Source organism: Micromonospora sp. NPDC005206 (assembly GCF_040608175.1).
Lineage (GTDB): Bacteria > Actinomycetota > Actinomycetes > Mycobacteriales > Micromonosporaceae > Micromonospora.
Genome location: NZ_JBEXHU010000017.1, coordinates 74,534 through 98,253 on the forward strand (window position 1 = coordinate 74,534; position 23,720 = coordinate 98,253).

At 71.6% G+C, this 23,720-nt stretch carries 23 protein-coding genes; 11 read left to right on the forward strand and 12 right to left on the reverse strand.

Features of this window, described 5'->3' with window-relative positions; genetic code table 11:
- Positions 1–4: 4 nt before the first annotated feature.
- The 5 genes from ABZU69_RS25190 to ABZU69_RS25210 form a co-directional block, all read right to left on the reverse strand.
- Positions 5–1,972, reverse strand: coding sequence for a TOMM precursor leader peptide-binding protein (locus ABZU69_RS25190; protein ID WP_354966809.1), 1,968 nt, complete (start codon positions 1,970–1,972; stop codon positions 5–7).
- A gap of 92 nt (positions 1,973–2,064) precedes the next feature.
- On the reverse strand, positions 2,065–2,250 hold the full coding sequence (locus ABZU69_RS25195) for a thiazolylpeptide-type bacteriocin (RefSeq protein WP_089021435.1): 186 nt from the start codon (positions 2,248–2,250) through the stop codon (positions 2,065–2,067).
- Positions 2,251–2,327: 77 nt separating this feature from the next.
- Complete coding sequence (locus ABZU69_RS25200; RefSeq protein WP_307871652.1) at positions 2,328–2,543, reverse strand: hypothetical protein; 216 nt, start codon at positions 2,541–2,543, stop codon at positions 2,328–2,330.
- A 190-nt stretch (positions 2,544–2,733) separates the two neighbouring features.
- On the reverse strand, positions 2,734–2,916 hold the full coding sequence (locus ABZU69_RS25205; RefSeq protein WP_046564715.1) for a hypothetical protein: 183 nt from the start codon (positions 2,914–2,916) through the stop codon (positions 2,734–2,736).
- Between the two features lie 53 nt (positions 2,917–2,969).
- A complete protein-coding gene (locus tag ABZU69_RS25210) occupies positions 2,970–5,114 on the reverse strand; it encodes a TOMM precursor leader peptide-binding protein (RefSeq protein ID WP_354966810.1) in 2,145 nt (714 codons plus the stop codon).
- A 445-nt stretch (positions 5,115–5,559) separates the two neighbouring features.
- Between ABZU69_RS25210 and ABZU69_RS25215 the strand changes: the two genes are divergently transcribed.
- From ABZU69_RS25215 to ABZU69_RS25235, 5 genes are all read left to right on the forward strand, one after another.
- Positions 5,560–6,516 carry an ABC transporter ATP-binding protein gene (locus tag ABZU69_RS25215; protein ID WP_354966811.1) on the forward strand — a complete coding sequence of 319 codons (957 nt, stop codon included), beginning with the start codon at positions 5,560–5,562 and terminating at the stop codon, positions 6,514–6,516.
- On the forward strand, positions 6,513–7,355 hold the full coding sequence (locus ABZU69_RS25220; protein ID WP_354966812.1) for an ABC transporter permease subunit: 843 nt from the start codon (positions 6,513–6,515) through the stop codon (positions 7,353–7,355). The genes ABZU69_RS25215 and ABZU69_RS25220 overlap by 4 nt, the downstream gene beginning before the upstream one ends.
- Positions 7,356–7,372: 17 nt before the next feature.
- Positions 7,373–7,606: a hypothetical protein gene (locus ABZU69_RS25225; RefSeq protein ID WP_354966813.1), complete on the forward strand. Its 234-nt coding sequence runs from the start codon at positions 7,373–7,375 to the stop codon at positions 7,604–7,606.
- 129 nt (positions 7,607–7,735) lie between these two features.
- Positions 7,736–9,196 (forward strand): SDR family NAD(P)-dependent oxidoreductase, encoded by a 1,461-nt coding sequence (locus tag ABZU69_RS25230; RefSeq protein WP_354966814.1) that lies wholly within the window; start codon positions 7,736–7,738, stop codon positions 9,194–9,196.
- 105 nt (positions 9,197–9,301) lie between these two features.
- Complete coding sequence (locus ABZU69_RS25235) at positions 9,302–9,781, forward strand: heme-degrading domain-containing protein (protein ID WP_354966815.1); 480 nt, start codon at positions 9,302–9,304, stop codon at positions 9,779–9,781.
- Between the two features lie 41 nt (positions 9,782–9,822).
- Here ABZU69_RS25235 and ABZU69_RS25240 read toward each other — a convergent pair whose 3' ends face one another.
- A complete protein-coding gene (locus ABZU69_RS25240) occupies positions 9,823–11,199 on the reverse strand; it encodes an FAD-dependent oxidoreductase (protein WP_354966816.1) in 1,377 nt (458 codons plus the stop codon).
- A gap of 151 nt (positions 11,200–11,350) precedes the next feature.
- Positions 11,351–12,055 carry a TetR/AcrR family transcriptional regulator C-terminal domain-containing protein gene (locus tag ABZU69_RS25245; RefSeq protein ID WP_354966817.1) on the reverse strand — a complete coding sequence of 235 codons (705 nt, stop codon included), beginning with the start codon at positions 12,053–12,055 and terminating at the stop codon, positions 11,351–11,353.
- Between the two features lie 105 nt (positions 12,056–12,160).
- On the opposite strand from ABZU69_RS25245, the gene ABZU69_RS25250 reads away from it, so the two are divergent.
- Positions 12,161–12,874 (forward strand): DUF4386 domain-containing protein, encoded by a 714-nt coding sequence (locus ABZU69_RS25250; RefSeq protein ID WP_354966818.1) that lies wholly within the window; start codon positions 12,161–12,163, stop codon positions 12,872–12,874.
- 12 nt (positions 12,875–12,886) lie between these two features.
- Here the strand turns inward: ABZU69_RS25250 and ABZU69_RS25255 are convergent, their stop codons facing one another.
- The 4 genes from ABZU69_RS25255 to ABZU69_RS25270 all read right to left on the reverse strand — a co-directional run bounded on the left by ABZU69_RS25255 (position 12,887) and on the right by ABZU69_RS25270 (position 16,363).
- Positions 12,887–13,264: a MerR family transcriptional regulator gene (locus tag ABZU69_RS25255; RefSeq protein ID WP_354966904.1), complete on the reverse strand. Its 378-nt coding sequence runs from the start codon at positions 13,262–13,264 to the stop codon at positions 12,887–12,889.
- A gap of 159 nt (positions 13,265–13,423) precedes the next feature.
- Positions 13,424–14,722, reverse strand: coding sequence for a D-alanyl-D-alanine carboxypeptidase (locus ABZU69_RS25260; RefSeq protein ID WP_354966819.1), 1,299 nt, complete (start codon positions 14,720–14,722; stop codon positions 13,424–13,426).
- A 107-nt stretch (positions 14,723–14,829) separates the two neighbouring features.
- On the reverse strand, positions 14,830–15,738 hold the full coding sequence (locus ABZU69_RS25265) for a hypothetical protein (protein WP_354966820.1): 909 nt from the start codon (positions 15,736–15,738) through the stop codon (positions 14,830–14,832).
- 13 nt (positions 15,739–15,751) lie between these two features.
- On the reverse strand, positions 15,752–16,363 hold the full coding sequence (locus ABZU69_RS25270) for a hypothetical protein (RefSeq protein WP_354966821.1): 612 nt from the start codon (positions 16,361–16,363) through the stop codon (positions 15,752–15,754).
- Between the two features lie 230 nt (positions 16,364–16,593).
- Here ABZU69_RS25270 and ABZU69_RS25275 point away from each other — a divergent pair, with 230 nt between their 5' ends.
- Complete coding sequence (locus ABZU69_RS25275) at positions 16,594–18,750, forward strand: glycogen debranching N-terminal domain-containing protein (protein WP_354966822.1); 2,157 nt, start codon at positions 16,594–16,596, stop codon at positions 18,748–18,750.
- A 70-nt stretch (positions 18,751–18,820) separates the two neighbouring features.
- Positions 18,821–19,765, forward strand: a complete 945-nt coding sequence (locus ABZU69_RS25280) for a PfkB family carbohydrate kinase (protein WP_354966823.1) — start codon at positions 18,821–18,823, stop codon at positions 19,763–19,765.
- Here the strand turns inward: ABZU69_RS25280 and ABZU69_RS25285 are convergent.
- Complete coding sequence (locus ABZU69_RS25285; RefSeq protein WP_354966824.1) at positions 19,751–20,344, reverse strand: XRE family transcriptional regulator; 594 nt, start codon at positions 20,342–20,344, stop codon at positions 19,751–19,753. The genes ABZU69_RS25280 and ABZU69_RS25285 overlap by 15 nt on opposite strands.
- 95 nt (positions 20,345–20,439) lie before the next feature.
- Between ABZU69_RS25285 and ABZU69_RS25290 the strand changes: the two genes are divergently transcribed.
- From ABZU69_RS25290 to ABZU69_RS25300, 3 genes are all read left to right on the forward strand, one after another.
- On the forward strand, positions 20,440–21,075 hold the full coding sequence (locus tag ABZU69_RS25290; RefSeq protein ID WP_354966825.1) for a class I SAM-dependent methyltransferase: 636 nt from the start codon (positions 20,440–20,442) through the stop codon (positions 21,073–21,075).
- Between the two features lie 291 nt (positions 21,076–21,366).
- On the forward strand, positions 21,367–21,843 hold the full coding sequence (locus tag ABZU69_RS25295; RefSeq protein WP_354966826.1) for a hypothetical protein: 477 nt from the start codon (positions 21,367–21,369) through the stop codon (positions 21,841–21,843).
- Between the two features lie 34 nt (positions 21,844–21,877).
- Positions 21,878–23,704, forward strand: a complete 1,827-nt coding sequence (locus ABZU69_RS25300; RefSeq protein ID WP_354966827.1) for a glycoside hydrolase family 15 protein — start codon at positions 21,878–21,880, stop codon at positions 23,702–23,704.
- The last annotated feature ends 16 nt before the right edge of the window (positions 23,705–23,720 follow it).

Consider the following 23,720-nt stretch of genomic DNA (forward strand, 5'->3'; position numbering starts at 1 on the left):
GCTCCTACGGAAAGGGGTGCGGGTGGGGGTTGCGGCCGGTGGCGCCGAGCCCGTCCGGTCCGTGCCGGCCCCGGGCCAGGTACCGCTCCAGCCGGTCGCTCCACAGCACCCGCTGCCGCTGCCAGCCGAAGTCGATGGGGACCAGGGCCGGAGCCACGACGGCCATCGTGTGCACCCCGGCGACCTCCTGCTCCGGGCAGGTCTGGTCGACGGCGACGACGTCACCGCCGAGGCTGGCGATCAGGCCGGCGAGGTACGTCATGTCCGCGCGCAGGTCGTCGTGGTCAGGTCGGACGGCGAGCCAGTCGCCGTAGAGCTCCGACATGGTCCGCAGCGGCGGGTCGTCCAGGAGGAACGCCGCGTGTCGCGCCATCTCCGGCAGGCCGTAGAGCAGCGCGTGGTGGCTCAGCTCGGTGACCCGGGTGTAGTCGCGGACCATCTCGCGCAGCTCGGGTTCGCTGGCGGCGACCCGCTCGTCGAAGCCGGGGACGTAGGAGGCGGTCTCGCAGAGCGCCGCCCGGACCGCGTCGTCCGGGTCGAGGCTCGCGCCGGCGGCGAAGCAGAGCTGGCCGAGCCCGTCGCCGCGCTTGACCGCGACCGCGGTGACCACCGGGACCGGCAGGTCGGCGCGGGTGTCGAAGAGCCGGATGTCGTAGCCGAGCAGGTCGACCCGGTCGAGCATGAAGTGCACCCGCTCGTCGCGGCAGGTCGCCGGGTCGATCTCGGCCAGCCGGGCCGAGCCGTACCAGGCGAGCAGGAAGGCGTCCCGCTCGATGAGTTCGAGCATGCCGTGCAGCAACGCTTCCTCCGGGCAGCTGCCGCTGGCGCAGCCGTTGGAGCACTCCTGAACGAACTTGCGTTGGTCGGTGCGGCGGTCCAGGTAGTAGACGATCTGTTCGGGAACGAGGCGGGGCGTGCTGTCGCGCAGCGACCACCCCCAGACCCAGTGCATCGGCTCGTCCGGCGAGTACGGGGTGTAGTAGAGCCCGTGCCCCTGGTAGAAGGCCGGGTGGTAGCCCAGGCCGGCCGGGTCGAGCGCGTCGGGGGCGAGGTTGGCGTAGCTGTCGAAGACCTCGGTGCGCTTGGCCCGCGGGAACTGGCCGGCGTAGCGTTCCAGCCCCTCCAGCAGCGCGTACGTCTCACTGCCGCCGTAGCTGTTGTCGTGCCCGCTCCACCACATCTCGTGCAGGTCGTACCGGCTGCGGACCCGGAAGTAGCCGGTGACCGGTGCGGTGGCGGTGGCGTTGTACGCCCGCAGCGCGTTGCCGCCCAGCGCCCCGGCGACCGGGTTGGCCAGCGCAGCGACCGGCAGGTCCAGCTCGCCGGCCGCACGCAGCCGGTACGCGGTCGGGTCCGGCTTGGGCCGGCGGGTCAGCGGGATCACCGCCGCCTCGGCGGTGTCCGCACGGGTGGTCGCGCAGGCGGGGCATTCGGAGTCGGCGAGCACCTCGACCAGCGTCGTCTCCAGGGTGTCCATCCGCAGCTGGTGCAGCCGCGCCACACCGGGGCGGTCGGCCCGGGAGCGGCACGCCTGCCGGAACAGCTGCCAGAGAGCGTCGACCGCGAACGGCGTGAGGTGCGGCAGGGGCGCCACCGTCCCGACCTGAGCGCCGTGCTCCAGGGCGTGCCGCTCCTCCCGGAGCCGGATGGCCTGCCAGCGCCGTTGGACGCAGAGCGGGCACGGCCCGGGTCGGGTCGGCACCGGGTCACCGGCGCCGGTCCAGCGGGGGCCGACCAGCGCGGTGGCGCCGTGCAGCCAGATCGGCACCACGTCGCCGGTGAGCCCCTCGCCGCCGTCGGCGTACGCGTCGGTCAGGCCGAGGGCGGCGATGCGGACGGTGATCCCGGCGGGTGACGGGCCGTCGCCGGCCGGCTGGCCAGCGTGGTTCTGGAGCCGCTCGTGGAACGCCTCGCCGAGCTGCTTGAGGCTGGCGTCCCACCCGGTGGAGGTGGTCCGGACATCGACGATCATGCGGTTCACCTGTCTGCGGTCGCTGCGGGTCTGGTGTCGGGACCGGGGCTCCCCGCCGGCGTGGCTCGCCGGCGGGGACGACTGCGGTGCGGTTACCCGCCGCCGCATCCGGTGCTGGTGCTGCTGCTGCAGCAACTGGATGTGCTGCAACTGCAGCAGCTGGAGCAGGAACAGCTGGAGCTGGACCAGTCCATGACCATCGCGTCGATCGCGTCGACGTCCTCGATCTCGAACGTCTCGGTCTCCAACGCGCGGAGTTCCTCCGTCAGATCCGGCATTTCCCTCTACCTCCCCTCGGGGCGTATGCGGGCCTCTGCGTCGTCCGACCGTCCGGAGCGGCCGGTGGCGCCGAGGCTCAGCTGGTGCTGCTGCAACTCGACGAGGTGCAGCTGCAACAACTGGACGTGCTGCAGCTGGAGCAGCTCGACGTACTGGTGCTGCTGCTGCAGATGTCCATGTGGTCAGCGGACAGATCGGCGATGTCCTCGACCTCGAACGTCTCGGTCTGCAGGTCCCGCAGTTCGCCGCGGACCGATTCGGACAGCGCGGCGGATGACAGGGGTTGTGTCACGGGCCTCTCCTTGAGCCGCGGTCGGCGCCAGTCGTGGTGGGTCTGCGTCCGCACCACCACGGTGGAGCCAGCGGAGGCACGCAGGGGCTACTCGCCGGTGTCGGCCGGCGGCGGTTGGTGCGTTCAGATGCGACGTCCCACCGGGGACTGGACTGCGTCAGCGCTGTGGGGGTCAACCCCGTTCACCCGGTCAGCCGCAGCTGGAGGTGCTGGTGCTGGTGCTGCAGCAGCTCGACGTGCTGCAACTGCAGCAGCTCGAGCAGGAGCAGCTGGAGCTGGTAGCGGCGAGCGCCTCGCCGCCGTCCTCAACCTCCTCGATCTCGAAGGTCTCGGTCTCCAGCTCGCGGAGCTCGTCGTTCAGGGTGATCGGCATGTTTCCACCTCCTTCCACGGTGCGTGCCTCGCTCGGACCACTGGTGTGGTGGTTCAATCGGCCGCCAGGCCGTCGTGCCGCAGCAGGACCACGCCGCTGCGGAACGCGCCGCTGGCCCGCAGGTCCCGGGTGGTGGTCTCGATCAGCAGCGCGCTGATCCCCCGCTCGGCGAGGGCGGCGAGCACCGCGTGCCGGTCGGTGCCGCCGACCGCCGCGGTGCCGTTGGCGGCGCGGCCGGTGAGGGTCGCCGGATCGAGGTCCGCGAGCACCGGATCGCCGAGGTCGGCGTCGGTCCCCTCGAAGTGCCGCACCTGGATTCGTCCGACCAGGTCGCGGAGGGCGCTGAGCCGCGTGGCGACCGGGTCGAAACCGCCGGCGAGCCGCCAGTCGCGGTCCCCACCGCCTGGTGCCTCGCTGACGGCGAGCACGGCGTGCGCCGGTGCCGCGCCGGGAAGAGCGAAGACCGCGAGCTGGTGGCCGAAGCGGTGGGCCGCCTTCACCACGAACGCGGTGTCCTCGTCGGCGACCAGCTCCTCCTCGCCGAGCGCGGCGAGACCACCGTCGCCCCGCATCGCCGCGGTCAGGGCGTGGTACGCCAGCGCGTCCGCGAGGCCCTGATCGATGACGCCGTCGAGACTGTCGGCGGCCGCCGCGCCGGCGTGGGTCCGCTCGGCGAGGCCCTCGCCGTTGGCAGCGGAGGTGGGCAGGGCCAGTGCCGCCGGAACCCACACCCTCTCCGGACGGCCCAGCACGGTCGCCGGCAGCCAGCGGACCGCTCGGCGCGGGTCGTACGGCACCGCGCCGGTCGCGCTGTGCAGCTCGGTCCACGGCACCGGTTGCCCGCCACGCTCACGCAGTTGCTCGGCCGAGGCCAGGACGCCGGCGCGTGGGTCGGCGTACCGGGCGGCGTGGTCACACACCGCCACCCGGTAGGCGGCCAGCCGGGCGCTCAGCACGGTGTGCACGTCGAACGCAGTCACCTCGCGTGGCCCACGCCGGCCGGGCAGCCGCAACCGGGCCGTCTTCAGCGGCGCCTGCTCCAGCGGGTCGTCCACGAACCGGGTGAAGACGCCGGCGTTCGGTGACACCAACGCCTGGGCACGCTGGTAGGTCTCGTCGTCGGAGCTGCCCGCCCCGGCCGGCTCGGGCACGTCGACGTCCCGACAGACCGGGCAGGCCGGATGCGGCAGCACCCGTTCCCGGGCGGCCTCCAAGGTGGACCGGTCCAGTAGCAGCACGCCGTCGGCCGTGTCCGGCGCCAGCGCGCCGGTGAGGACCCGGAACAGCTCGAACGCGGCGGCGTTGCCGACCATCCGCGCGGTCACCTCCGGCAGCGGCGCGGGCGCGTCGGCGCCGGGGCCGACGGCGAGCTGCCGCCAGAACTCGGCGGCGACGGCGGCATCGGCGGCGGCGGTGAGCCGCAGCTGGGCACAGAGCCAGCAGGGGGTCCCGCCCGGTTCGACCGTCGGCCCCACCACCGCCCGCTCGTCGTCCCAGACCACCGGAACCAACAGCGGGCCGTCGCGGTGACAGGTGCGAGCCAGCTCGGCCAGGCCGGCCAGGTCCGTCCGGTCGGCGCAGTACACCACCGCGTCCGCTCCGCTCAGCTCGACCGGGCCGTCGTGCACTCGCAGCGCGGCCGCCAGACCGTCGTCGCGCAGCTCCTCCACCTCCGGCCGCAACGCCTCGGCGTAGCGCGACGGGTCGTCGTACGGGTACAGGTCAAGGTGGAGGCACCCGTTGCGGAGCAGGCCGCTCGCCGCGGCCAGCAGGGTCGCTCCCCCACCGACCAGCGCCACGCGGGCGGTGTGCAGGCGCAGGAAACGGCCGGTGGGATCGTCGGCGAAGTGGTCGATGAACTCGATCTGCGGGGCGAACCGCCGGCCCACCGCCTCGGCCAGCTCCGTACGGTCGCCGGCGTCCTTCGCGAAGCCACGGGCGAGCAACGCGCGGACCAGGGTGAGCACCGTCTGCCGCTGGCCCTGGTCCAGGGACGCGGTGAGCTGTCCCAGGGTGTGCTCCCCGGTCAGGTACGGGCTCAACGAGGTCAGCCAACGGAAGGCGGACCATCCTTTGATCAGGAAGGCGGTGTCCGGCCCGCGCAGGTAGGCGCCGGCCGGCGCGTCCAGGAAGACCACGTCGTGTCGCAGCTTGGGTCGCACTTCCAGGTTCTCCGCACCGTCCCGCGGCAGGCTCATCCGGGCTCCTATGCCAGCGATCACCATCGACTCGAAAGTGTCTACATGCTGCCCATGGTCAATTCATTCGTCAACAGATTGTTTCGTCGAGGGCAGCGGCGGGAGTCAATTGGATGGCACTGAGCTGCGGCTAGGGGAAATTTTTCCGCACCCCACCGCTGCGGGCCTTCCGGCACCGATCAACCTCCGCTACTCTGTGGGCGTCATCGGCACCTCCGCAGGTCAGGGACTTTTACATCGTTCCAGGCAAAGGCGGGCCGGTGGCGCGATCCCGAGGCTGGCGGTGCCCCACCGCCACCGCGACCGTGCCTTAACGGTCAGTTAGTTGACTGTGCACAATTAACCGTGTGTTGTGGGTCGGGAATCAGTGAGGACCGTCAGATGAAGACGATGGAAAATCTCCTCGGCGGCATCCGCCACACCGTCCGACGATTGCGGCAATCCGTTGGGGAATGACCGATTCGCCATCGAATTGCACGACGTCACCAAGCGTTATCCCGGCGACGTCACCGCGGTCGACCGCCTCGACCTGCGGGTGCCCGAGGGGACGGTCTTCGGCTTCCTCGGCCCGAACGGCGCCGGCAAGACGACCACCATGCGGATGCTGGTGGGGCTCGTCCGACCGACCTCCGGCCGGATCCGGGTGCTGGGCCAGCCGCCTGGCACCCCGGACCAGCTGGCCCGGGTCGGTGCCCTGATCGAGTCACCGGCGTTCTATCCCCATCTGTCCGGTGTGGACAATCTGCGGTTGGCCGCCCGCTACGCGGGAGTGCCCGACAGCGCCGCCGACCGGGTGCTGGCCGAGGTGGGCCTGACCGGACGCGCACGCTCGGCGTTCCGGACGTACTCGCTGGGCATGAAGCAGCGGCTCGGGGTGGCGGCCGCGTTGCTCAAGGACCCGAGCCTGCTGATCCTCGACGAACCCACCAACGGGCTCGACCCGGCCGGTGTGTCGGAGATCCGGGAGCTGCTCCGGTCGCTCGGGCAACGCGGGCGCACCGTGCTGCTCTCCAGCCACGTGCTCGGTGAGGTGGAGCAGGTCTGCGACCGGATCGCCGTGATCAACCGCGGCCGCCTCGTCGCTGACGGCACCTCGGACGAGCTGCGCGCCGCGCTCGGCGCCGGGGAGCTGCTCATCGCCGCCGATCCGGTCGACAAGGCCGCCGCGTGCCTGCGTGACCACCGGAGCGTCCGCGGGGTGGAGACGGTCGACGGCCGGCTACGGGTCAGCGCGGATCCGGCGCTGGCCGCGGAGCTCAACCGGCGGCTGGTCGAGGCGGGCATCGACGTACGGGAGCTGCGGCCGGTGCGCCACTCGCTGGAAGAGGCGTTCCTGGAGCTGACCGGGCCGGACCGGGCCGGTCGGGAGGAGTCGACGACCATGACGGGGGGCAACCGGTGATCGCCTCGGTACGCGCGGCCTGGTTCGCGGACCGGAAACGGCCGGCGGTCTGGACCGTCACCCTCACCTGGATCGTGTTGGCGCTCGCCTTCGGCGTCGGCGTCCCGTACCTGGTGCACCTGGCGCTGGCCGGCGATCCGGAGCAGGCGGCCTCGGCCGCGTCCCTGCTGGACGCCGTGCTGCCCGGCCAGCTGGTCACCACCGGAATCGGGCTGTTCCCGCTCTTCGGTGGGGCGATCGTGGTGATCCTCGGCGCTCTGGTCGTGGGCAACGAGTACCGCTGGGGCACGCTCAACCTGATCTTCACCCAGCGTCCCCGGCGGGCGCAGGTGCTGGCCGGGCACGCCGTCGCGCTCTGTGCCCTGACCCTGCTGCTCGTCGCGCTCACCTTCGCCGCGATGGCCGGGGTCACCGCGCTGCTCGCGCTGATCGAGGGACGCGGCCTGGACTGGCCGGCGACGAGTGACCTGGCGGGGGCCGTGGGGGCCGCCTGGCTGATCTGCAGCGCGCACGCCAGCGTGGGTTACTTCCTCGCGATCGTGTTCCGCAGCACCGCCACGGCCATCGCCGTCGGCCTGGTGTGGACGCTGGTGCTGGAGAACGCGATCAGCGGCCTCGCCCTGGTACTGAGCCCGCTGGAGACGGTCCAGAAGCTTCTGCTCGCCCCCAGCTCCGGCGCGCTGGCGGGCGCGCTGGGAGCCCCATCGCAGTTCGACGGGGGCACGCCAGGGGTGATCGAGTCGACCGGCGCCGGGCTGCCCGCCGCCGTCCTGGCGGGATACGTGGTGCTGATGTTCGGCCTGGGGATCTGGCTCGCGGCACGCCGGGACGTCAACTGATCGGAAAGGATGTCGAGATGGACTTCCTCCTTGCCTTCGCGTTGACCGGACTGGTGGCCTGCGGTGGCTGGATCGCGTGGGCCGTGGTCCGCGCCTTGGCCCGGGCACGCGACCGGCGACACGAGCTGCGCCTCGCTCAGGCCCGGTCGGCGGTCGAGCTGCGCCAGGCGGAGCTGACCGCCCGTGTTCGGGAGCAGGAGCTGGCCAACGAGACCTACCAGGACTTCGTCCGGCGCCACCCGGAGAGCTGACCCCGGGCGGCTTCGGGGCGAGCAGGGTGTGTGGGGTGCAGCGGAGGCCCTGCGGTGCGTACAATTCCGGGTCGGACTTGGGGTGGGCCGGCTGGATCCGGCGCAGGGAACGGGACGAGACAGACACGCATGACGGCGGACAACGGTACGGAAATCGGTCAACCCGGGATTGACCGGAGCCAGCTGGAGACCTGTCTCGGCGTCTTCGAGGCGTTGGAAGCTCTGCCGTCCGATCATCCCGACGTGGTGCGGGTGCAGCGCGCCACTGCGAAGCTCTACAAGGTGATCAAGCAGCGGCGACGCGAGGAGCGGCGCGACGCCATCGTGACGGCCGACCGCGCGGTGACGGCGGCCACCGCCACGGGCGCCCCCGGCCGGATCGACGATGAGACGCAGGGCATCCCGCTCGCCTCGCCCACCGCGTGCGCCACGGCTGGCGTCCTGCACAATCCGCGCGGCTGCTACGTCTGCAAGCAGCGCTACCGCGAGGTGGACGCGTTCTACCACCAGCTCTGCCCGTCCTGCGCCGCGCTCAACCGGGAGCGCCGGGACGCCCGCACCGACCTGACCGGCCGGCGCGCGCTGCTCACCGGCGGCCGGGCGAAGATCGGCATGTACATCGCGCTGCGGCTGCTGCGTGACGGCGCGCACACCACCGTGACGACGCGGTTCCCGCACGACGCGGTCCGCAGGTTCGCCGCGATGCCGGACAGCGCGGACTGGCTGCACCGGCTGCGGATCGTCGGGATCGACCTGCGCGACCCGGCCCAGGTGATCGCCCTCGCCGACTCGGTCGCCGCACAGGGACCACTCGACATCCTGATCAACAACGCGGCGCAGACCGTACGGCGCTCGCCCGGGGCATACTCGCAGCTCGTCGCGGCGGAGGCCGCCGCCCTGCCGGAGGGCCCGCTGCCGGAGCTGATCACCTTCGCCAAGTCGGGCGGCCAGGGCACCCCGGCGGGCAGCCTGACCGCCGGGCCGCAGTCGACCGCGCTCACCCCGCACGCGCTGACCGCGCTGGCGCTGACCAGCGGCTCCGCCTCGCCGGAGCGGATCGCGGCGTCCACGGCCATCGACGCCGGCGGTCTGGTACCCGACCTCGACTCGGTCAACAGCTGGGTCCAGCGGGTGCAGGAGGTGGACCCAGTCGAGCTTCTCGAAGTGCAGCTGTGCAACGTTACCGCGCCATTCGTGCTGGTCAGCCGACTGCGACCGGTGATGGCCGCCGCGAAGGCCCGCCGCAAGTACGTGGTGAACGTGTCGGCGATGGAGGGCCAGTTCGGCCGTGGCTACAAGGGGCCGGGGCACCCGCACACCAACATGGCCAAGGCCGCGCTGAACATGCTGACCCGGACCAGCGCACAGGAGATGTTGACCGACGGCATCCTGATGACCAGCGTCGACACCGGCTGGATCACCGACGAGCGGCCGCACCCGACGAAGATGCGACTGGCGGACGAGGGCTTCCACGCCCCGCTGGACCTCGTCGACGGTGCGGCACGGGTGTACGACCCGATCGTCCGCGGCGAGCAGGGCGAAGACCTGTACGGCTGCTTCCTGAAGGACTACGCCCCCTGCGCCTGGTGACCGCCACGTCGGTCACGACGGTCCGCTGCGCTGCCTCCTCGAACCCACTACCAGCGGGTTTGCGACAATCAGCAGGTACGCCCACTCGACGAGGAGAAGGTACGCATGCCATCTGACCACGACCCGTGGCCCACGCTGGACGAGCTGCTGCGCGAGGAGAGCGAGCTGGAGCTCGCGGGCCTGTCGGAGACGGACGCGTACGAGCTGGGGACGCTCGCCGTTGCCGCCGCGAGCGAGCAGCGGCTCCCGATCGCGGTGGGTGTGTGGCGGGCCGGGCGCCAGCTGTTCCACAGCGGCCTGCCCGGCTCCACCGCGGACAACGACGTGTGGCTGCGCCGCAAGGGGCGCGTGGTGATGCGGTTCGAGCACTCGTCGCTGTACATGGCCCGGCTCTGCCAGGACAAGCAGGTGACGCTGGCGGAGAAGTACGGCCTGCCGGCCTCCCGCTACGCGGCCGCCGGGGGCGCGGTGCCACTGCGTGTTCGCGGCACCGGCGTGGTCGGCTGGATGGGCGTGTCCGGCCTTCCGCAGCTGGACGACCACCGCTTCGTCGTCGACATCCTGCGCAAGATTCAGCAGCAGTAGTCGCGCGCGGCGGCCGCGTGACGCCACCTCGGGCGGACCGATCAGCGCGCCCGCCGGTTGGCGCGCAGGGCGCCCAGGATCACGCGGGGTGCGGCCAGCGCGAGCGGGTGCTTGCGCATGGAGACGACCTCATTGAACCGTCGCGCGGTCGCCACGTCCGTGACGGTCGCCCTGACGATCTGATCGCTGGCCCAGTTGGAGAACCGGTAGCCACGCGGGTAGGGGCCGTCGACGTGCGGCAACGCCAGGTCGGCGGAGGTCGACGTCGACCAGGCGGCGTCGACCACGACCTTCTGCAGGGCGAGGTACCGGCGCGCGGGCGCGCTCAGATCCGGGCCGGACCGCAGGTACGTCGACAGGCAGGCCGCGTGCAGAGCCGCCGCGGTCATCCCCTGCCCGTACACCGGGTTGAACGACGCGACGGCGTCACCGGCGCTGACCAGGCCCGCCGGGAAACGCTGCACCGCGTGGAAGTCCCGCCGGCGACTGTCGGCATGGTGGTAGGTCTGGACGTCGCCCAGCATCTCGTTTCCGGCGACCGCACCGAACTCCGGTGGGAACTGCTCCCGCAGCCGACGGACGAAGTCCTCCGCCGTACTTCCCGGGCGGCTGTCCCCGTAACCGGCCATCATGGCCATCCACCGGCCGCCCTCGATCGCGAAGAACGCGGCACCGACCACGTCCAGCGACATCTTCGGCGTGTGCAGCGCCAGCACGACCGTCGAGGCCGGGTCCGCCTCGGGACGTCGGAACAGGGCGGTCGCGTAGTTCAGGTGCACGGTCATCCGCCGTGTGGCGGGTCGGTCCCAACCGGCCTGCTCCAGCCAGTCGGAGAGCCTGCTCGAACGCCCCATGGCGTCCACCACGATGTCGCCGCTCTCGACCCCGGGAACCCCGCCGACCTCGCAGCGGACACCGCTCGCCACGGCGCCGTCGAACACGAGACCGGTGGCGCGGGCGGTGACCGTCTTGACGTTCGGCAGCCGCAGCACCTGCTGGCGGATCAGCCCCTCCAGGAGAGGGCGACTGCCCGCCAGGCTGTCGGCGTCGTCGGGGACGATCACCTTGAGACGGCCGTCGAGGTAGTTCCGCCTCGCAGCGGGCGGCGCCTCGATCGCTCCCTGGGCCAGGGCCTGCTCGCGGAATCCCGGGAAGAGGCGCTCGAACTGGACGAAGCCGCCGGGCAGCAGCGCGTGCAGCTGCGTCCCCTGTGGCACGCCGGGCCTCCCGCCCGTCACCTCCAGGTCGTCCCGGTCGATGATGACGACGCTCTCCGCGTAGTCGGACAACACCCGGGCGGCCAGCAGTCCGGCGATGCTGCCGCCGAGCACGACGGCCTTGCCCATGACCGGGGACGCCTGGTCGGGGGGCAGCACGGCATTGAGCGCGGCGAAGACCCGCGCCGGGGAGAGGGGCATCGTGCTCTCCAAGGGGTACGAGGTGTGGCGCCCTCCCCCGTGTCGGTCCACGACAGTGTGGACGGGCCGCCGGGAAGGGCTGTTCGACAGGGCGCCCGACGATCGTTGCACAGGCCTCGGCCATTGCCCGACACGCAGAGTCTGTCGTGAATTAGCTCTTTGTCGCGGCCTGGCCGCGGAGGCGTTCGAGCCCGTCCAGGAGCAGGTCGAGGGTGAACTCGAATTCGAGCTGGCTGTCACACCAGCCGAGCGTGGGGTCGGTGCCGTCGTGCATCTCGGTCGCCACCATGGCCGTCAGGTGCGGCAGGGCCGAGGCCATCGCGGCCAGGTCGGCTTCCGCCATGTCGGCCTCCATGCTCGCGCCCGCCGCCGGGCTGAAGATCTCCTGCGCGAACCCGAGCGGCAGGCTGCCGAACGCGTGCAACGCGCGGTGCGCGAGGTGGTGCGAGAACCCGGCCCGGAGAAGGGTTCCCACGACCCCGTCGTAGTACGTGTACAGGCCGACGGGGATGGCACGGCGCGAGCCCAACAGCTCTGGCATCCACGGGTGACGCAGCATGATCTGCCGCGCCGCGAGGAACTGCCCGCGCAGTCGCGTACGCCAGTCTCCGTCGTCACCGTTCGCGAAGAGGCGGCCAACCGCGGCGTCGATCTCCGCGATCACGGTCTCCACGACGCCGTCGAGGAGTGCCTCCTTGGCGGGCAGGTGGTGGTAGAGCGACATGGCCTCGACACCGAGGTCGCCGGCGAGGCGGCGCATCGTCAGGGCCGGGATTCCCTCCGCATCCGCCAGGGCGACCGCCGCCGACAGTACGCGCTCACGGTTGAGCGGCTGCCGAGCCGCCTTCGCTGCCATCTGTCCCCCCACTCTTGCCAGCACCTTACATCGTATGGTTGCCTTACGTTGTAAGGGAGTCACCACCACTCCACGATCCGGTACGGCCTCCCCGAAGGAGCCACGATGCCCGCCCTGACCCGTACCGCCCGCGCAGCCGGGACGCTCTACCTCGGCCTGGCCGTCTCCGGCGCACTCGGCTTTCTGCTCATCCGGCCGCGCCTCTTCAACGCCGACGACCCCGGCGCGACGCTCGACAATCTGGTCCAGCACGAGGCACTCGCCCGGGCCGGCGTCGCGTTCGAACTGCTCATCGTAGTCACCCAGGCCCTCGCCGCCGTCTGGTTCTACCGGCTGTTCCGCACCGCGGACGCACGCGCCGCCAGCGCCATCGCCGCGTTCGGCCTCATCAACGCGGTCGTGGTCCTCGTCAGCGCGGCGCTGCTCGGCACAGCGCTCGACATCGCGCTCGACCCCGTCGGCGATGCGGCAGCCACCGTCCAGCTCCTCTACCTGATCAGCGGAAACCTGTGGGCCGTCGGGGGGCTGTTCTTCGGCCTGTGGCTCATCCCCATGGGCAGCTGCGTGCTCCGCTCGAACTGGATGCCACGCCCGCTCGGGTACATCCTCGTCGGCGGCGGCATCGGATACCTGCTCAGCGCGTTCGTCGGATACCTCGCTCCTGGCGCTCAGTCCGTCGCCGACGCTCTCGTCCTTCCGGCGACGGTTGGCGAGTTCTGGATGATCGGCTACCTGCTGACGCGCGGCGTCCGTGGCCACGCGCTCGACCAGGCACCGTCCGGCGGGCAGCCGGAGGCCGCGCCACAGACCATCTCGTAGGACCCGGGCCCGCTACGGCGCTTCGGCCTCCATCCGGGTACAGCCGCTGGCCGGGCTCTCGCTGGACGCGATGACGGCGTCGAGCCGATCTCTGACCTGAGTCAGTTGGGTGATCTGCTGCTCGACGCGGTCGCGTTCGGCGTTGAGCAGGGCGCGGGACTGCGGGGTGTTGACGTTCGCGTCGACGCAGGGCAGCAGGTCCAGGATGGTCCTGCTGGACAGGCCGGCGCCGTACAGCATCTGGATCAGGTTGACCCGGTCGACGGCACTGTCGGGGTAGTGGCGCTGGCCGCCGCTACTGCGCGCCCCGATCAGCAGCTCCTGCTCCTCGTAGTAGCGCAGGGCTCGCACTGACACGCCGGTCCTGGCGGCGAGTTCACCGATCCGCACGTCCCGCACCCTGGTTGTGGCGCTGGCCACACGGCTTGCACCTCCGGAGCGCCCACGTCAAGGCGTCCCTCGCCGGCGACCCGAGCGCCTTCTACACCGCCACCGTCGGTTGACGGCAGCGGCACACCACCGCTGAGCGTCGAACGTCTCGTCCGACGCTCAGCGGTGGCGGCGAATGCGTTCCCAGCTGGTCGGCGGTTCCATCGCGGCGCCGGTCCGCAGCGTCGTGACGACCGGCTCGCCGACGCCGGCGGTGACCGTGAGCTGGCCGTGCTCGGCGCCAGCGGCGATCCGCGACGACACCTCGGGGATCTGCGCGTCAAGCCGTACCCGCAGGCCGGGCCAGCCGACCACCTCGACCTTCTCGCCGGCGCCGATGGTGCTGCCGGCACCCAGCGGGCCGCGCACGGTGGCAACCTGCTCGCCGGCCTCGACGAGCGTGTGGACAGCGAGCGCGGCCGCTGTCGAGCGCAGCAACGACCGGGTCACCGCGAACACCCGGTCCAGCTGGACCGGGGTGTTGGCGCCGGGTTGGCCCAGGACGGCACCGACGACGCGGAGCTTCCGGCCGCCCACGGTGACCACCGCCGCGAAGACGAGACAGCCGCCGGCCTCGTCGGTGGAGCCGGTCTTGATGCCCACGACACCGTCGCGGCCGACCAGCTCGTTGTAGTTCCGCACCGTGCCGGCCACCGGAATGGTCGCCTGCTTCTGCTTGACGATCTCGGCGAACGCCGGCAACGCCATCGCCCGGCTCGCCAGGATCACCTGGTCCCGCGCCGTACTCACGGTGTCCGGGTCGAGGCCGGAGGGGTCGGTGTAGTGGGTGTCGGACATGCCGAGGTCGTCCGCCACTGCGTTCATCTTCTCGACGAAGGCGGCGACGCTGCCCGAGTCCCAGGCCGCGAGGATCCGCGCCATGTTGTTCGCCGAGGGCAGGAGCACCGCCTGCAACGCCTGCCGCTCGGTGATCACCTCCCCGGCCCGCACCTCCACGAGCGACTCGCCGCGTGCATTCTCGGCCGGGTACGCGGCCGCCTGCGCGGCACTGACCGTCAGTTTCGGCCCCTGCTCACCGACAGCGAGAGGGTGCTCGGTGAGGATCACGTAGGCCGTCATAACCTTCGTCACGCTCGCGATCGGCAGCCGCTTCGACCCGCCGAAGGCGCCCATCGTCCCGAGCCCGTCCACCGAGATCATCGCCTGGCCCGTACGCGGCCAGGGCAGTCGCGGCGCCGTACCGGGAATGGCCATCGACGCCGGCAGGGTCAGCTCGACCGTCGGGGCGGGCAGCGGGTCGCGCAGCGGCGCGACGGCGTACAGCCCGCCACCGAGGAGCAGCAGCAGGACCAGCAGGCTGCCCAGCGCCCACGGCAGGCGACGCCGGCCGCCCCGGACCGGCGACGCTGCGAGCAGCTCGCTGAGATCCTCGGTCGGCGATTCCGTCGGACCACCCATCGTGTACCTCCCCCGTGATGGAACCCCGGAGGTTAACAGTCCCGGTCGGCCCGTAGCTGGCCGCGCTTCGGCCCGGTGGTCACCGGTCCGGCGCGGCCGCCGGCTCCTCAACGCGTGGCGCCGCCCGGGCGACCCGGGCCGGTCCCGGAGCGCCGGTGACCGACGCGTGGCGCCCGTACCACCGGCGAATTGCCCGCTCCCGGGCGGAAGCTCCGCGCCGCGTCGGCCACCGTCTCGTCAGGGTCACGCCCGAGAGCGTGCCGGATCCGCGACGGGATGACCTCGGACTTCGCCATCGCCAGTCGGACCTGCACCGAACGGTCGTCGACCAGGCGTTCCAGATCCGCCTCGTCCAGCTCGACCGCCCGCACCAGCGCGGCGCGGACGTCGACCACCGGGTCCTGGGCGAGCACGCTGCGCTGCGCGGCGGTGGTCCGCGGGTTGCGGGCGACCCCCTTGCGTACGCGCGCGGTGCGGTCGGCCATCAGGGCGGTGATCACGTCGGGGTCGTGGGTGTGGGTGGCGAGTCGTTCCCGTACCTCGGGTGAGACGTCGTCGATCAACCTTGCGGCCAGGTCGGGCTCCAACCCCCGGGTCTCCGCGAGGAGACCGCGAAGCTCCTTGTCGGGCGCCGCCGCCATCACCTGGCGAACCGACTCATCGCAGGCCGGGTTGCCGGCGACCGCCCAGCGGACCCACCGGTCGGCGTCCTTGACGAGACGCAGGAGATTGCCGACCGAGGTCGACGTGTTTCTCGCAACGGCCTCCCGGACCTGACGATCAGCGTCCCGGGTCAGCGATCGCAGCGCCTGCGCGGGTGCGTCGGTCCGGGACGCGACCGCCTTACGAACCACCGCCGACGGGTCCGACGCCAGATCGATGAGGGTCATCTGTGGCGTGGCGGGGTCCTGCGCGAGCGCGAGCTGCGCGTCCGCGCTGCCACCGGTCACAGGATGGTTGGTGGTGCCTGAACCGCTCTGACGGTCGGGCCCGCCGACGTCCTGCTGCTTACCCATGGGCGCAATCATGTCACGGGCCGACCGGGCCAACACGAGCGTGACCAGCCCGTTCCCGCTCTGCCCGCCGCCGGACCGCGACGACCACCGCCAACGCGGCGCCGACGAGCACGCCGAGGGGCGCCAGGATCGAGGCGGCCAGCCCGGCCAGCGCCTCCGAACGCGCGCCGTAGAAGCGGGGAGGATCGCCGATCGACAGCGACGGCGTCCCGTCCGCCGCCGAGGCCGTGCAGGTCAGGGTGTACGTGCCGGTCGGCCTGGCGCCCACCAGCACCACCGCTTGCCAGCGTTCGCCGTCCGCCTCCAGGGTGAGGTCGTCGAAACTCATCGAGACCATCTGCCACTCCTCGAGCTCCTCGGCCTCCACCCGTGCCGGTGCGCAACCCACACCCGGTGCGTCCGGGCCGCTGGCCTTGGCCCACACCATCTTCCCGCCCTCGGGAAGGTGCACCGTGAACGGCTGTCCGGACGTGACCGGCTGCCCGAGTTCACCCCCGAACGGAACGAGGAACAGCGCCGCCGCGGCGGCCAGCACACCGCCGGCGGCGATCAGCGCCGCGACGACGTACCAGATTCGGCGGGGCCGGAGCGGATCGGCGGAGACGGCGCCCGGAGCGGGATTCATGAAGGCATGATCGTCGGTCACTGATGGCCCGTGCCATCCCGCTCATCGTCGAACGTTGGCGTCGTTCGGTGTGCGCCACCGGACCGAACCGGACAGTCGGGCCGGTACCGCACAGGACGGCGCTCGGCGATCGTATTCGCGCAGCCGCCACTGGCAGCGAACGCGGCGGGATGACTTGCGTGTGGCCGGGAACCCGGTGCGGTGACGTCAGGCAACCTGAGGAGGTGTGGGTGACCGCGACATCACGGCGGCCGACGCCCGTGGATCCGTGGCCGGACATGTCGGCGGGGCGGGTGTCCAGCGGCGCATCCCGAGACCTGCCTCCGGAGTTGGGCCCCGACGCGGTCGGTGTGCTGGAGGGCCGTACGTTCATGTTCTCCGACGCCGCGGGGAACGTGCCGAGGGGCTCGATCGGCGGTCTCGTCCACGACGACACCCGGTTCCTCAACCAGTGGGAGCTGACGATCGATGACGCCCCGCTGCTGGTGCTCTCCTCCGGGACCGTCGACGCCTACTCGGCGGCGTTCTTCCTGGCGAATGCCGACCTGCCCCACCTGCCCGCGAATCGGGTCGGCGTGCGGCGGCAGCGCTTCGTCGGCGACGGCCTCTATGAGCGCGTCGAACTGCGCTATTTCGGCATCGAGCCGACATCGATCCGGCTGCGCCTGGCGGTTGGCACCGACTTCGCCGACCTGTTCGAGATCAAGGAGTCCGGCCGCGACCGCACCCCGGACATCACCCGCCAGGACGGACGGGGCGCCTCGGCACTCGGGTTCCACTACCGCAACGGCAGCTACGCCGCCTCGGTGAGCGTCGAAGCCGACCCACCTCCCGACCTGGTCGACGGCGATGCCCTGGTATGGAACCTGCGCCTCGAGCGGGGACAGAAGTGGAGCTGTGAGTTGCGTGTGCCGCTGTGGTGCGGCGGGGAGGACCGCCGGCCCGTGGTGCGCGGGTTCGGCGAGACGTTCGATCATGGGCCGGAGGACCCGTCGACGCGGTGGGCGGCGGAGAAGCCGCGTCTGCACGCGGAGGCGGATCTGTTGCGCGACGTCTACCACAGGTCGGCGATCGATCTGGTGTCCATGCGGCTCGAGAAGACCATCGCTGGCGAATCGGTCGTCCTCTTCTCCGCGGGTCTGCCGTGGTTTCTGACCACCTTCGGCCGCGACACGCTGGTCACGGCGTACCAGACCATGACCTGCGGCTCGGAGGTTGCCCGGGGAGCACTCATCGTGCTGGCCGACCACCAGGCCAGAGTGTTCGACGACTTCACCGACCAGGAGCCGGGCAAGATCCTGCACGAGTACCGCTCGGGTGAGCTCAGCCAGCTGGGCATCAAGCCCTACCGTCCCTACTACGGTGCCGCCGACACCACGCCACTCTGGCTGATCCTCCTGTCCGAATACTGGCGATGGACCCGGGACGCCGAGCTGGTGTGCCGGCTGCGCGAGAACGCCGAGGCCGCGCTGCGGTGGATCGACCGTCACGGTGATCGCGATGGCGACGGCTACGTCGAGTACGCCACCCGCTCCACCCAGGGCCTCGGCAACCAGTGCTGGCGAGACTCCCCCGACGGTGTGCAGTACGCCGACGGGACGATTCCCGTCCTGCCGATCGCCACCTGTGAGACACAGGGCTACACCTATGACGCGAAACTGCGCATGGCGGAACTGGCCGACGGGCCATGGCACGACCCCTCGATGGCCCACCGCCTGCGCGCCGAGGCCGCAGGCCTGCGCGAGAGGTTCAACCGGGACTACTGGATCCCCGAACGGGGCGGCTACTACGCCGTCGGCCTGGACGGCGACAAACGGCCCATCGACTCGATGACCTCGAACATGGGTCACCTGCTGTGGAGCGGCATCGTCCCCGAGGATCGAGCCGGACAGGTCGCGCGACAGCTCATGTCTCCGGAGATGTTCTCGGGATGGGGCGTACGCACCCTGTCGGCCCTGGACATCGGCTACAACCCGATCGGCTACCACGTCGGCACGGTGTGGCCGCACGACAACTCCATCATCGCCGCGGGGCTGGCCCGTTACGGCTACCGGAAGGAAGCGAACCGGATCGCGATGGCGATGCTGGAGGCCTCCCGGGACTCCGATCACCGGCTGCCCGAGGCGCTCTCCGGCTACGACCGGTCCTTCGGTCGCCAGCCCGTGCCGTACCCCACCGCCTGCAACCCGCAGGCCTGGGCCAGCGGGGCGCCCCTGCTGTTTCTGCGCACGATGCTCGGCCTCGAGCCGGGCGAGGACGGGCTCCTCGCCGACGCCCACGTCCCCGACGAACTCGGACGGGTCGGCATGCACCGTGTGGCGGTGGCCGGCCGACACTGGAGTGTCGATGCCACCGGTTCCCACTGCCGCGTCTCGCCCGCAGACTAGGGCCGCGTCGGGTCGGTCCGCTCGTCTCGGCAAACCGGTAGCCATGACCGGTACGGGGTAGAACAGCGACATGAGCAGTCCCCGCGCGGTGGTGATCGGCCAGCTCGCCCGCGATCTCGTCCTCGAGATCGACCACTGGCCGGAGGTCGGCCAGGCGGCCGACGTCCGGGGGCGGCGCGAGATGCTGGGCGGCAAAGGCGCCAACCAGGCGGTAGCGCTCGTTCAGCTCGGCGTGACGGTGGCGCTGGTCGCCGTGGCGGGCGACGACGACATCGGCGACCATCTGCTCGCGCAGGCCACCCGGGACGGGGTGGACGTCACTCAGGTGGCCCGCCGGCCCGACACCTCCACCGGGCTGATCGTGGAGGCGCTCGACGGAGCCGGGCGGTGGCGGTACCTGCAACACCTGCCCGACGAGGTACTCCTCACCGCGGCCGACGTCGAAGCCTCCGCGGAGCTGCTGTGCGCCGCGGACGCCGTACTCGTGCAGTTGCAGCAGCCGCCCGTGGCGGCCCTCACCGCCGCGCGTCTGGCCCACGACGCTGGTCGGCTTGTGGTGCTGGACGGTGCACCGGCCAACGACAGCGACGGCCCGGCGTTGCTAGCCGCGGCCGATGTCGTCCGCGGCGACGCGCACGAAGCACGCTTGTGGACGGCAGCGCCGACCGACGACATCGACCGGCTGCTGACCGCCGCCGGCGACATCCTGGCGGCCGGGCCGCGGCTGCTCGCCTTCGGCGTGGACGCCGGGAACCTCTTCGTCTGGCGCGACCAGCAGTGGGGCGACGGGCACCTGCTCGTCCCGCTGGCCGATCAGAAGGTGGTGGACACCACCGGAGCCGGCGACGCTCTCGTCGCCGCGCTGACCGCGGCGCTACTGCGTGGCGACCCGCCCCCGGTCGCCGCCCGATACGCCGTCGCCGCGGCCGGGGCAACCGTCCGATATCCCGGCGGGCGGCCGAACCTGACGGCAGACGCGCTTCGGGCCGCCCGTGCACCCCTACTCGGGGCCTGATCCTGGTGCTACGCGGACGTGCGCGCGTTCTCCCTGCTTGCCGATGAGGCTGAGGAACTCGACGGGACCGGAGCTGGTGGACCCGAACCAGTGCGGGGTTCGGGTGTCGAACTCCGCGGCCTCCCCCGGTTTGAGGATGAGATGGTGCTCGCCGAGGACCAGGCGCAGCGTGCCGTTGAGGACGTAGACCCAGTCGTAGCCCTCGTGGGTGCGCAGGTCGGGTTCGCGGTCGTCGGCCCCGGTCGGGAGGACGAACTTGTAGGCCTGGATGCCTCCGGGCCTACGGGTCAGGGGCAGGATGGTCGACCCGTCGCCGCCGGCGATGGGCCGCAGGTTGATGCGGGGGTCGCCGGTTGGTGGCGCGTCGACGAGCTCGTCGAGAGTGACGCCGTAGGCGCGAGCGAGCGGGAGTAGCTGCTCGAGGGTGGGGCGTCGCAGGCCCGCCTCGAGCCTGGACAGCGTGCTGGCGGAGATGCCGGTCTCCTCCGCGAGGTCGGTGAGCGTGAGGCCGCGGCGGAGCCGCAGGTGCTTCAGCCTCGGCCCGACAGCGTCGAGCGTGCGGTCCAGGTCGTTGCCCATACCCCCATTTTGCCATTTGGCAAGAAGTTTTGCGTATCGCTCGACTGCCGGCCACAGTCGTCAAGGACACGCGAAGACGGTGAAGGGGTGGCCCGATGACGCACGGATTCGACAAGGACTACTGGGAGCGGCACTGGCACCAGGCGCACCGGGACGGACCCGCGGTGATGGCCGGGAGTACGCCGCAGCCGTACCTGGCCCGCGAGACCAGCAGCCTGGTCCCGGGCACGGCGCTGGATGCCGGGTGCGGCACCGGCGCCGGCGCGATGTGGCTCGCCTCGCACGGCTGGCATGTCACCGCGGTCGACATCGCCCCCGAAGCCCTCGCCCGCGCCGCCGAGCGCGCGGCGAACAGCGAGGTGTCCGAGCGCGTGCAGTGGGTTGAAGCGGACCTGACCGTCTGGGACCCGGGCGTGCGGTTCGATCTGGTCACGACGCACTACGCGCACCCGGCGATGCCGCAACTGGCCTTCTACGACCGCCTCTCTGCATGGGTGGCGCCCGGCGGCACCCTGCTGATCGTCGGGCACCTGCACACCCCGGGAGCCACCGGGCACGGGCACCACCCTCCCGCCGAGGCATCGGTCACCCTCGCGGACATCACCGCGGGCCTGGACAGCACCGCGTGGGACATCACCACCGCCGAGGAGCACGTCCGCACGGTCACCGGCTCTGGCGGCCACGCGGGTCCGCTGCACGACGTCGTCGTGCGCGCCACACGACGCCCCTGATCAACACCGCGTCCTCGATGCGGGAACGTCGCACCCCGAATCGGTCCGTGGGCGCCGTCCCGGCGCCATCTCGGCGAGCAGGCAACATGCCGTATCCCGGTGACTTATGGTGAAAAGCCGGCGCGGCCCCTGTCGTCCGAGGTGGTGCGACGCGGGCGTCCAGATCAGGACCGTAGACCTTTCACGTTGTTCAGCCGAAGGACGGACCGATGACCGAGAGAACGTCACGGTGCCGCGTGCCGACGGCTCGGAACCACTGTCCGGCCGTTCAGGCCCGGTCGCACCGCTGAGATGGACTGGGCCGGATGGGGTTTGTTCGGGCTGGTCGCCACCGCGGTGCTCACCGCGGCGCTGACCACTGCCCAACTGGCCGGCCTCACCCGCCTCGACTTTCCGCTGGTCCTCGGGACCCTCGTCACCGAGGATCCCGACCGGGCCCGGGTCGTCGGCTTCTTTATCCACCTCTGCGCCGGTCAGGGCTTCGCCCTCGGCTATGCGGCCACGTTCGCCCTGCTGCACCGCGCCACCTGGTGGATCGGGGCGCTGCTCGGGACCATCCACGTCGGGATCGCGCTGACGGTGCTCCTGCCGCTGCTTCCGGGCGTACACCCGCGCATGGCCTCCCAGCGGGCGGGCCTGACCAGCACGGCCGTGCTGGAGCCGCCCGGCCTGTTCGCCGTCAACTACGGCATCCAGACTCCCGCGGTCGTGGCCGCCGTCCACGTGCTCTACGGGGTGGTCCTCGGGCTGCTCCTACAGGCCGATTGACCCGCGCCGCACGACCCGTCCGGCGGCGATCTCCATGACCGGCGCGAACGACACGAACTGTCCCCGGGACCCGGCGCCGATCAGCGACTACGGGCTGCTCGGTGACACGCGCACCGCTGCCCTCGTCGCCGGTGACGGCGGGATCGACTGGCTCTGCGTGCCTCGCTTCGACGGCGAGCCCCTGTTCGGCAGGCTGATCGGGGGCGCCGACGCGGGAAGGTTCCGGGTCGGCCCGGCCGGGCCGGCCACGGTCGTCGAACGGCGCTACCGGCAGTACACCGCCACCCTGGAGACGACATGGGCGGTGGGCAGCGGCCGGCTCACCCTCACCGAGGCCATGGTGACCGAGGTCAGCGGCCGCCTGCTGCCCACGACACTGATCGTGCGGCGTCTGTCGGCCGCTGACGCGGCGGTCGACGCCGTCATCGAGTTCGATCCCCGCTTCGGTGTACGGCACCGTCGGCCCCGGATCCAGCGTCGGCGCGAGGCCCTGGTGTGTGAGTGGGGGTCCCTCGCGGTCTCGCTGGGCAGCACACCCGGGCTCACCATCGAACCAGGCCGGCCTACCCGGATCAGGGTCACGCCGGGCCGTCCGGTCACACTCGTGCTGGCCGTGGCCCATCGCGAACCGCTGATCCACGTCGAGCCGGCATCGGCCTGGGACCTGCTGAGCGAGGACGAAGACCGCTGGCGGTCCTGGACAGCCGACATCGACGGGTCACTGCCTTTCCGGGAACACGTCGTACGAAGTCTGTTGACCCTGCGGCTGCTGACGTACTCGCCCTCGGGGGCCCCGGTGGCCGCACCCACAACGTCTCTGCCCGAGGATCCCGGCGGGATACGGAACTGGGACTACCGCTATGTCTGGCCCCGGGACGCCAGCATCGGCGTGAGTGCCTTCCTCAGCGTGGGAAAACCCGACGAGGCCCACGGTTTCCTCGCGTGGCTGCTGCACGCCAGCCGGCTGGAGCGGCCACGCCTGCCGGCGGTGCTCACCCTGCACGGGCGCCACGTGCCGGCGGAACGGGACCTGGCCGGCTGGCCCGGCTACCTCGGCAGCGTCCCGGTACGGATCGGCAACGGCGCCGCCGGGCAACACCAGCTCGACGGTTACGGCTGGGTGACCGACGCCGCCTGGGCGTTCGCACAGGCAGGGCAGAGGCTCTCCAGCGAGACGTGGCGGGCGGTGCGCGGCTTCGCCGACGTGGTGGCCCGTTGCTGGCAGGATCCCGACGCCGGCATCTGGGAGGTCCGCGAACCTGCCCAACACGTCCATTCCAAGCTCATGGGCTGGCTCGCACTGGACCGCGCGCTGCGCATCGCCGACACGCACGCCCTGCCGGACCGCCAACGTCGACGCTGGCAGAAGGCACGAGACGCCATCGCCGCCGAGGTCCGGGCATCCGGCTTCGATGCCACGGCGGGCAGCTACATGCGCAGATACGGCTCGGAGGACCTCGACGCGGCCCTGCTCGTCCTGCCGCTGCTGAACATGGACAGCGTCGAGTCACCCCACGTGCAGGGCACCATCGACGCCATTCGGGACCAGCTCTCCGCCGGCGGCCCGCTGCTCTACCGCTATCCGCCGGGGTCTGACGGCTTTCCGGGCACCGAAGGCGCGTTCCTGCCCTGCTCGTTCTGGCTGGTTCAAGCCCTCGCCCGCACCGGGCGCCGCACCGAGGCGGTCGAGTTGTTCGAGACCATGCTCGGCTACGCCAGCCCACTGGGCCTCTATCCCGAAGAGCTGGACCCGGCGACCGGCACCCATCTTGGCAACTACCCCCAGACGCTGACCCACGCCGCGCTCGTCCAAGCCGCACTCGCCATCCGGGACGCCCCCAACAGCCAGCTACCGCTTTGAGGGTTTTGCCTCGCTG

What these genes read in the sequence shown, in the direction of transcription:
- ABZU69_RS25295 (WP_354966826.1), top strand. Translation starts at nt 21,367, where the DNA reads ATGGACTGGGCCGGATGGGGTTTGTTCGGGCTGGTCGCCACCGCGGTG.
- ABZU69_RS25265 (WP_354966820.1), bottom strand. Translation starts at nt 15,738, where the DNA reads ATGGGTAAGCAGCAGGACGTCGGCGGGCCCGACCGTCAGAGCGGTTCA.
- ABZU69_RS25205 (WP_046564715.1), bottom strand. Translation starts at nt 2,916, where the DNA reads ATGCCGATCACCCTGAACGACGAGCTCCGCGAGCTGGAGACCGAGACC.
- ABZU69_RS25280 (WP_354966823.1), top strand. Translation starts at nt 18,821, where the DNA reads ATGAGCAGTCCCCGCGCGGTGGTGATCGGCCAGCTCGCCCGCGATCTC.
- ABZU69_RS25260 (WP_354966819.1), bottom strand. Translation starts at nt 14,722, where the DNA reads ATGGGTGGTCCGACGGAATCGCCGACCGAGGATCTCAGCGAGCTGCTC.
- ABZU69_RS25285 (WP_354966824.1), bottom strand. Translation starts at nt 20,344, where the DNA reads ATGGGCAACGACCTGGACCGCACGCTCGACGCTGTCGGGCCGAGGCTG.
- ABZU69_RS25225 (WP_354966813.1), top strand. Translation starts at nt 7,373, where the DNA reads ATGGACTTCCTCCTTGCCTTCGCGTTGACCGGACTGGTGGCCTGCGGT.
- ABZU69_RS25270 (WP_354966821.1), bottom strand. Translation starts at nt 16,363, where the DNA reads ATGAATCCCGCTCCGGGCGCCGTCTCCGCCGATCCGCTCCGGCCCCGC.
- ABZU69_RS25190 (WP_354966809.1), bottom strand. Translation starts at nt 1,972, where the DNA reads ATGATCGTCGATGTCCGGACCACCTCCACCGGGTGGGACGCCAGCCTC.
- ABZU69_RS25210 (WP_354966810.1), bottom strand. Translation starts at nt 5,114, where the DNA reads ATGAGCCTGCCGCGGGACGGTGCGGAGAACCTGGAAGTGCGACCCAAG.
- ABZU69_RS25240 (WP_354966816.1), bottom strand. Translation starts at nt 11,199, where the DNA reads ATGCCCCTCTCCCCGGCGCGGGTCTTCGCCGCGCTCAATGCCGTGCTG.
- ABZU69_RS25235 (WP_354966815.1), top strand. Translation starts at nt 9,302, where the DNA reads ATGCCATCTGACCACGACCCGTGGCCCACGCTGGACGAGCTGCTGCGC.
- ABZU69_RS25250 (WP_354966818.1), top strand. Translation starts at nt 12,161, where the DNA reads ATGCCCGCCCTGACCCGTACCGCCCGCGCAGCCGGGACGCTCTACCTC.
- ABZU69_RS25245 (WP_354966817.1), bottom strand. Translation starts at nt 12,055, where the DNA reads ATGGCAGCGAAGGCGGCTCGGCAGCCGCTCAACCGTGAGCGCGTACTG.
- ABZU69_RS25195 (WP_089021435.1), bottom strand. Translation starts at nt 2,250, where the DNA reads ATGCCGGATCTGACGGAGGAACTCCGCGCGTTGGAGACCGAGACGTTC.
- ABZU69_RS25230 (WP_354966814.1), top strand. Translation starts at nt 7,736, where the DNA reads ATGACGGCGGACAACGGTACGGAAATCGGTCAACCCGGGATTGACCGG.
- ABZU69_RS25300 (WP_354966827.1), top strand. Translation starts at nt 21,878, where the DNA reads ATGACCGGCGCGAACGACACGAACTGTCCCCGGGACCCGGCGCCGATC.
- ABZU69_RS25290 (WP_354966825.1), top strand. Translation starts at nt 20,440, where the DNA reads ATGACGCACGGATTCGACAAGGACTACTGGGAGCGGCACTGGCACCAG.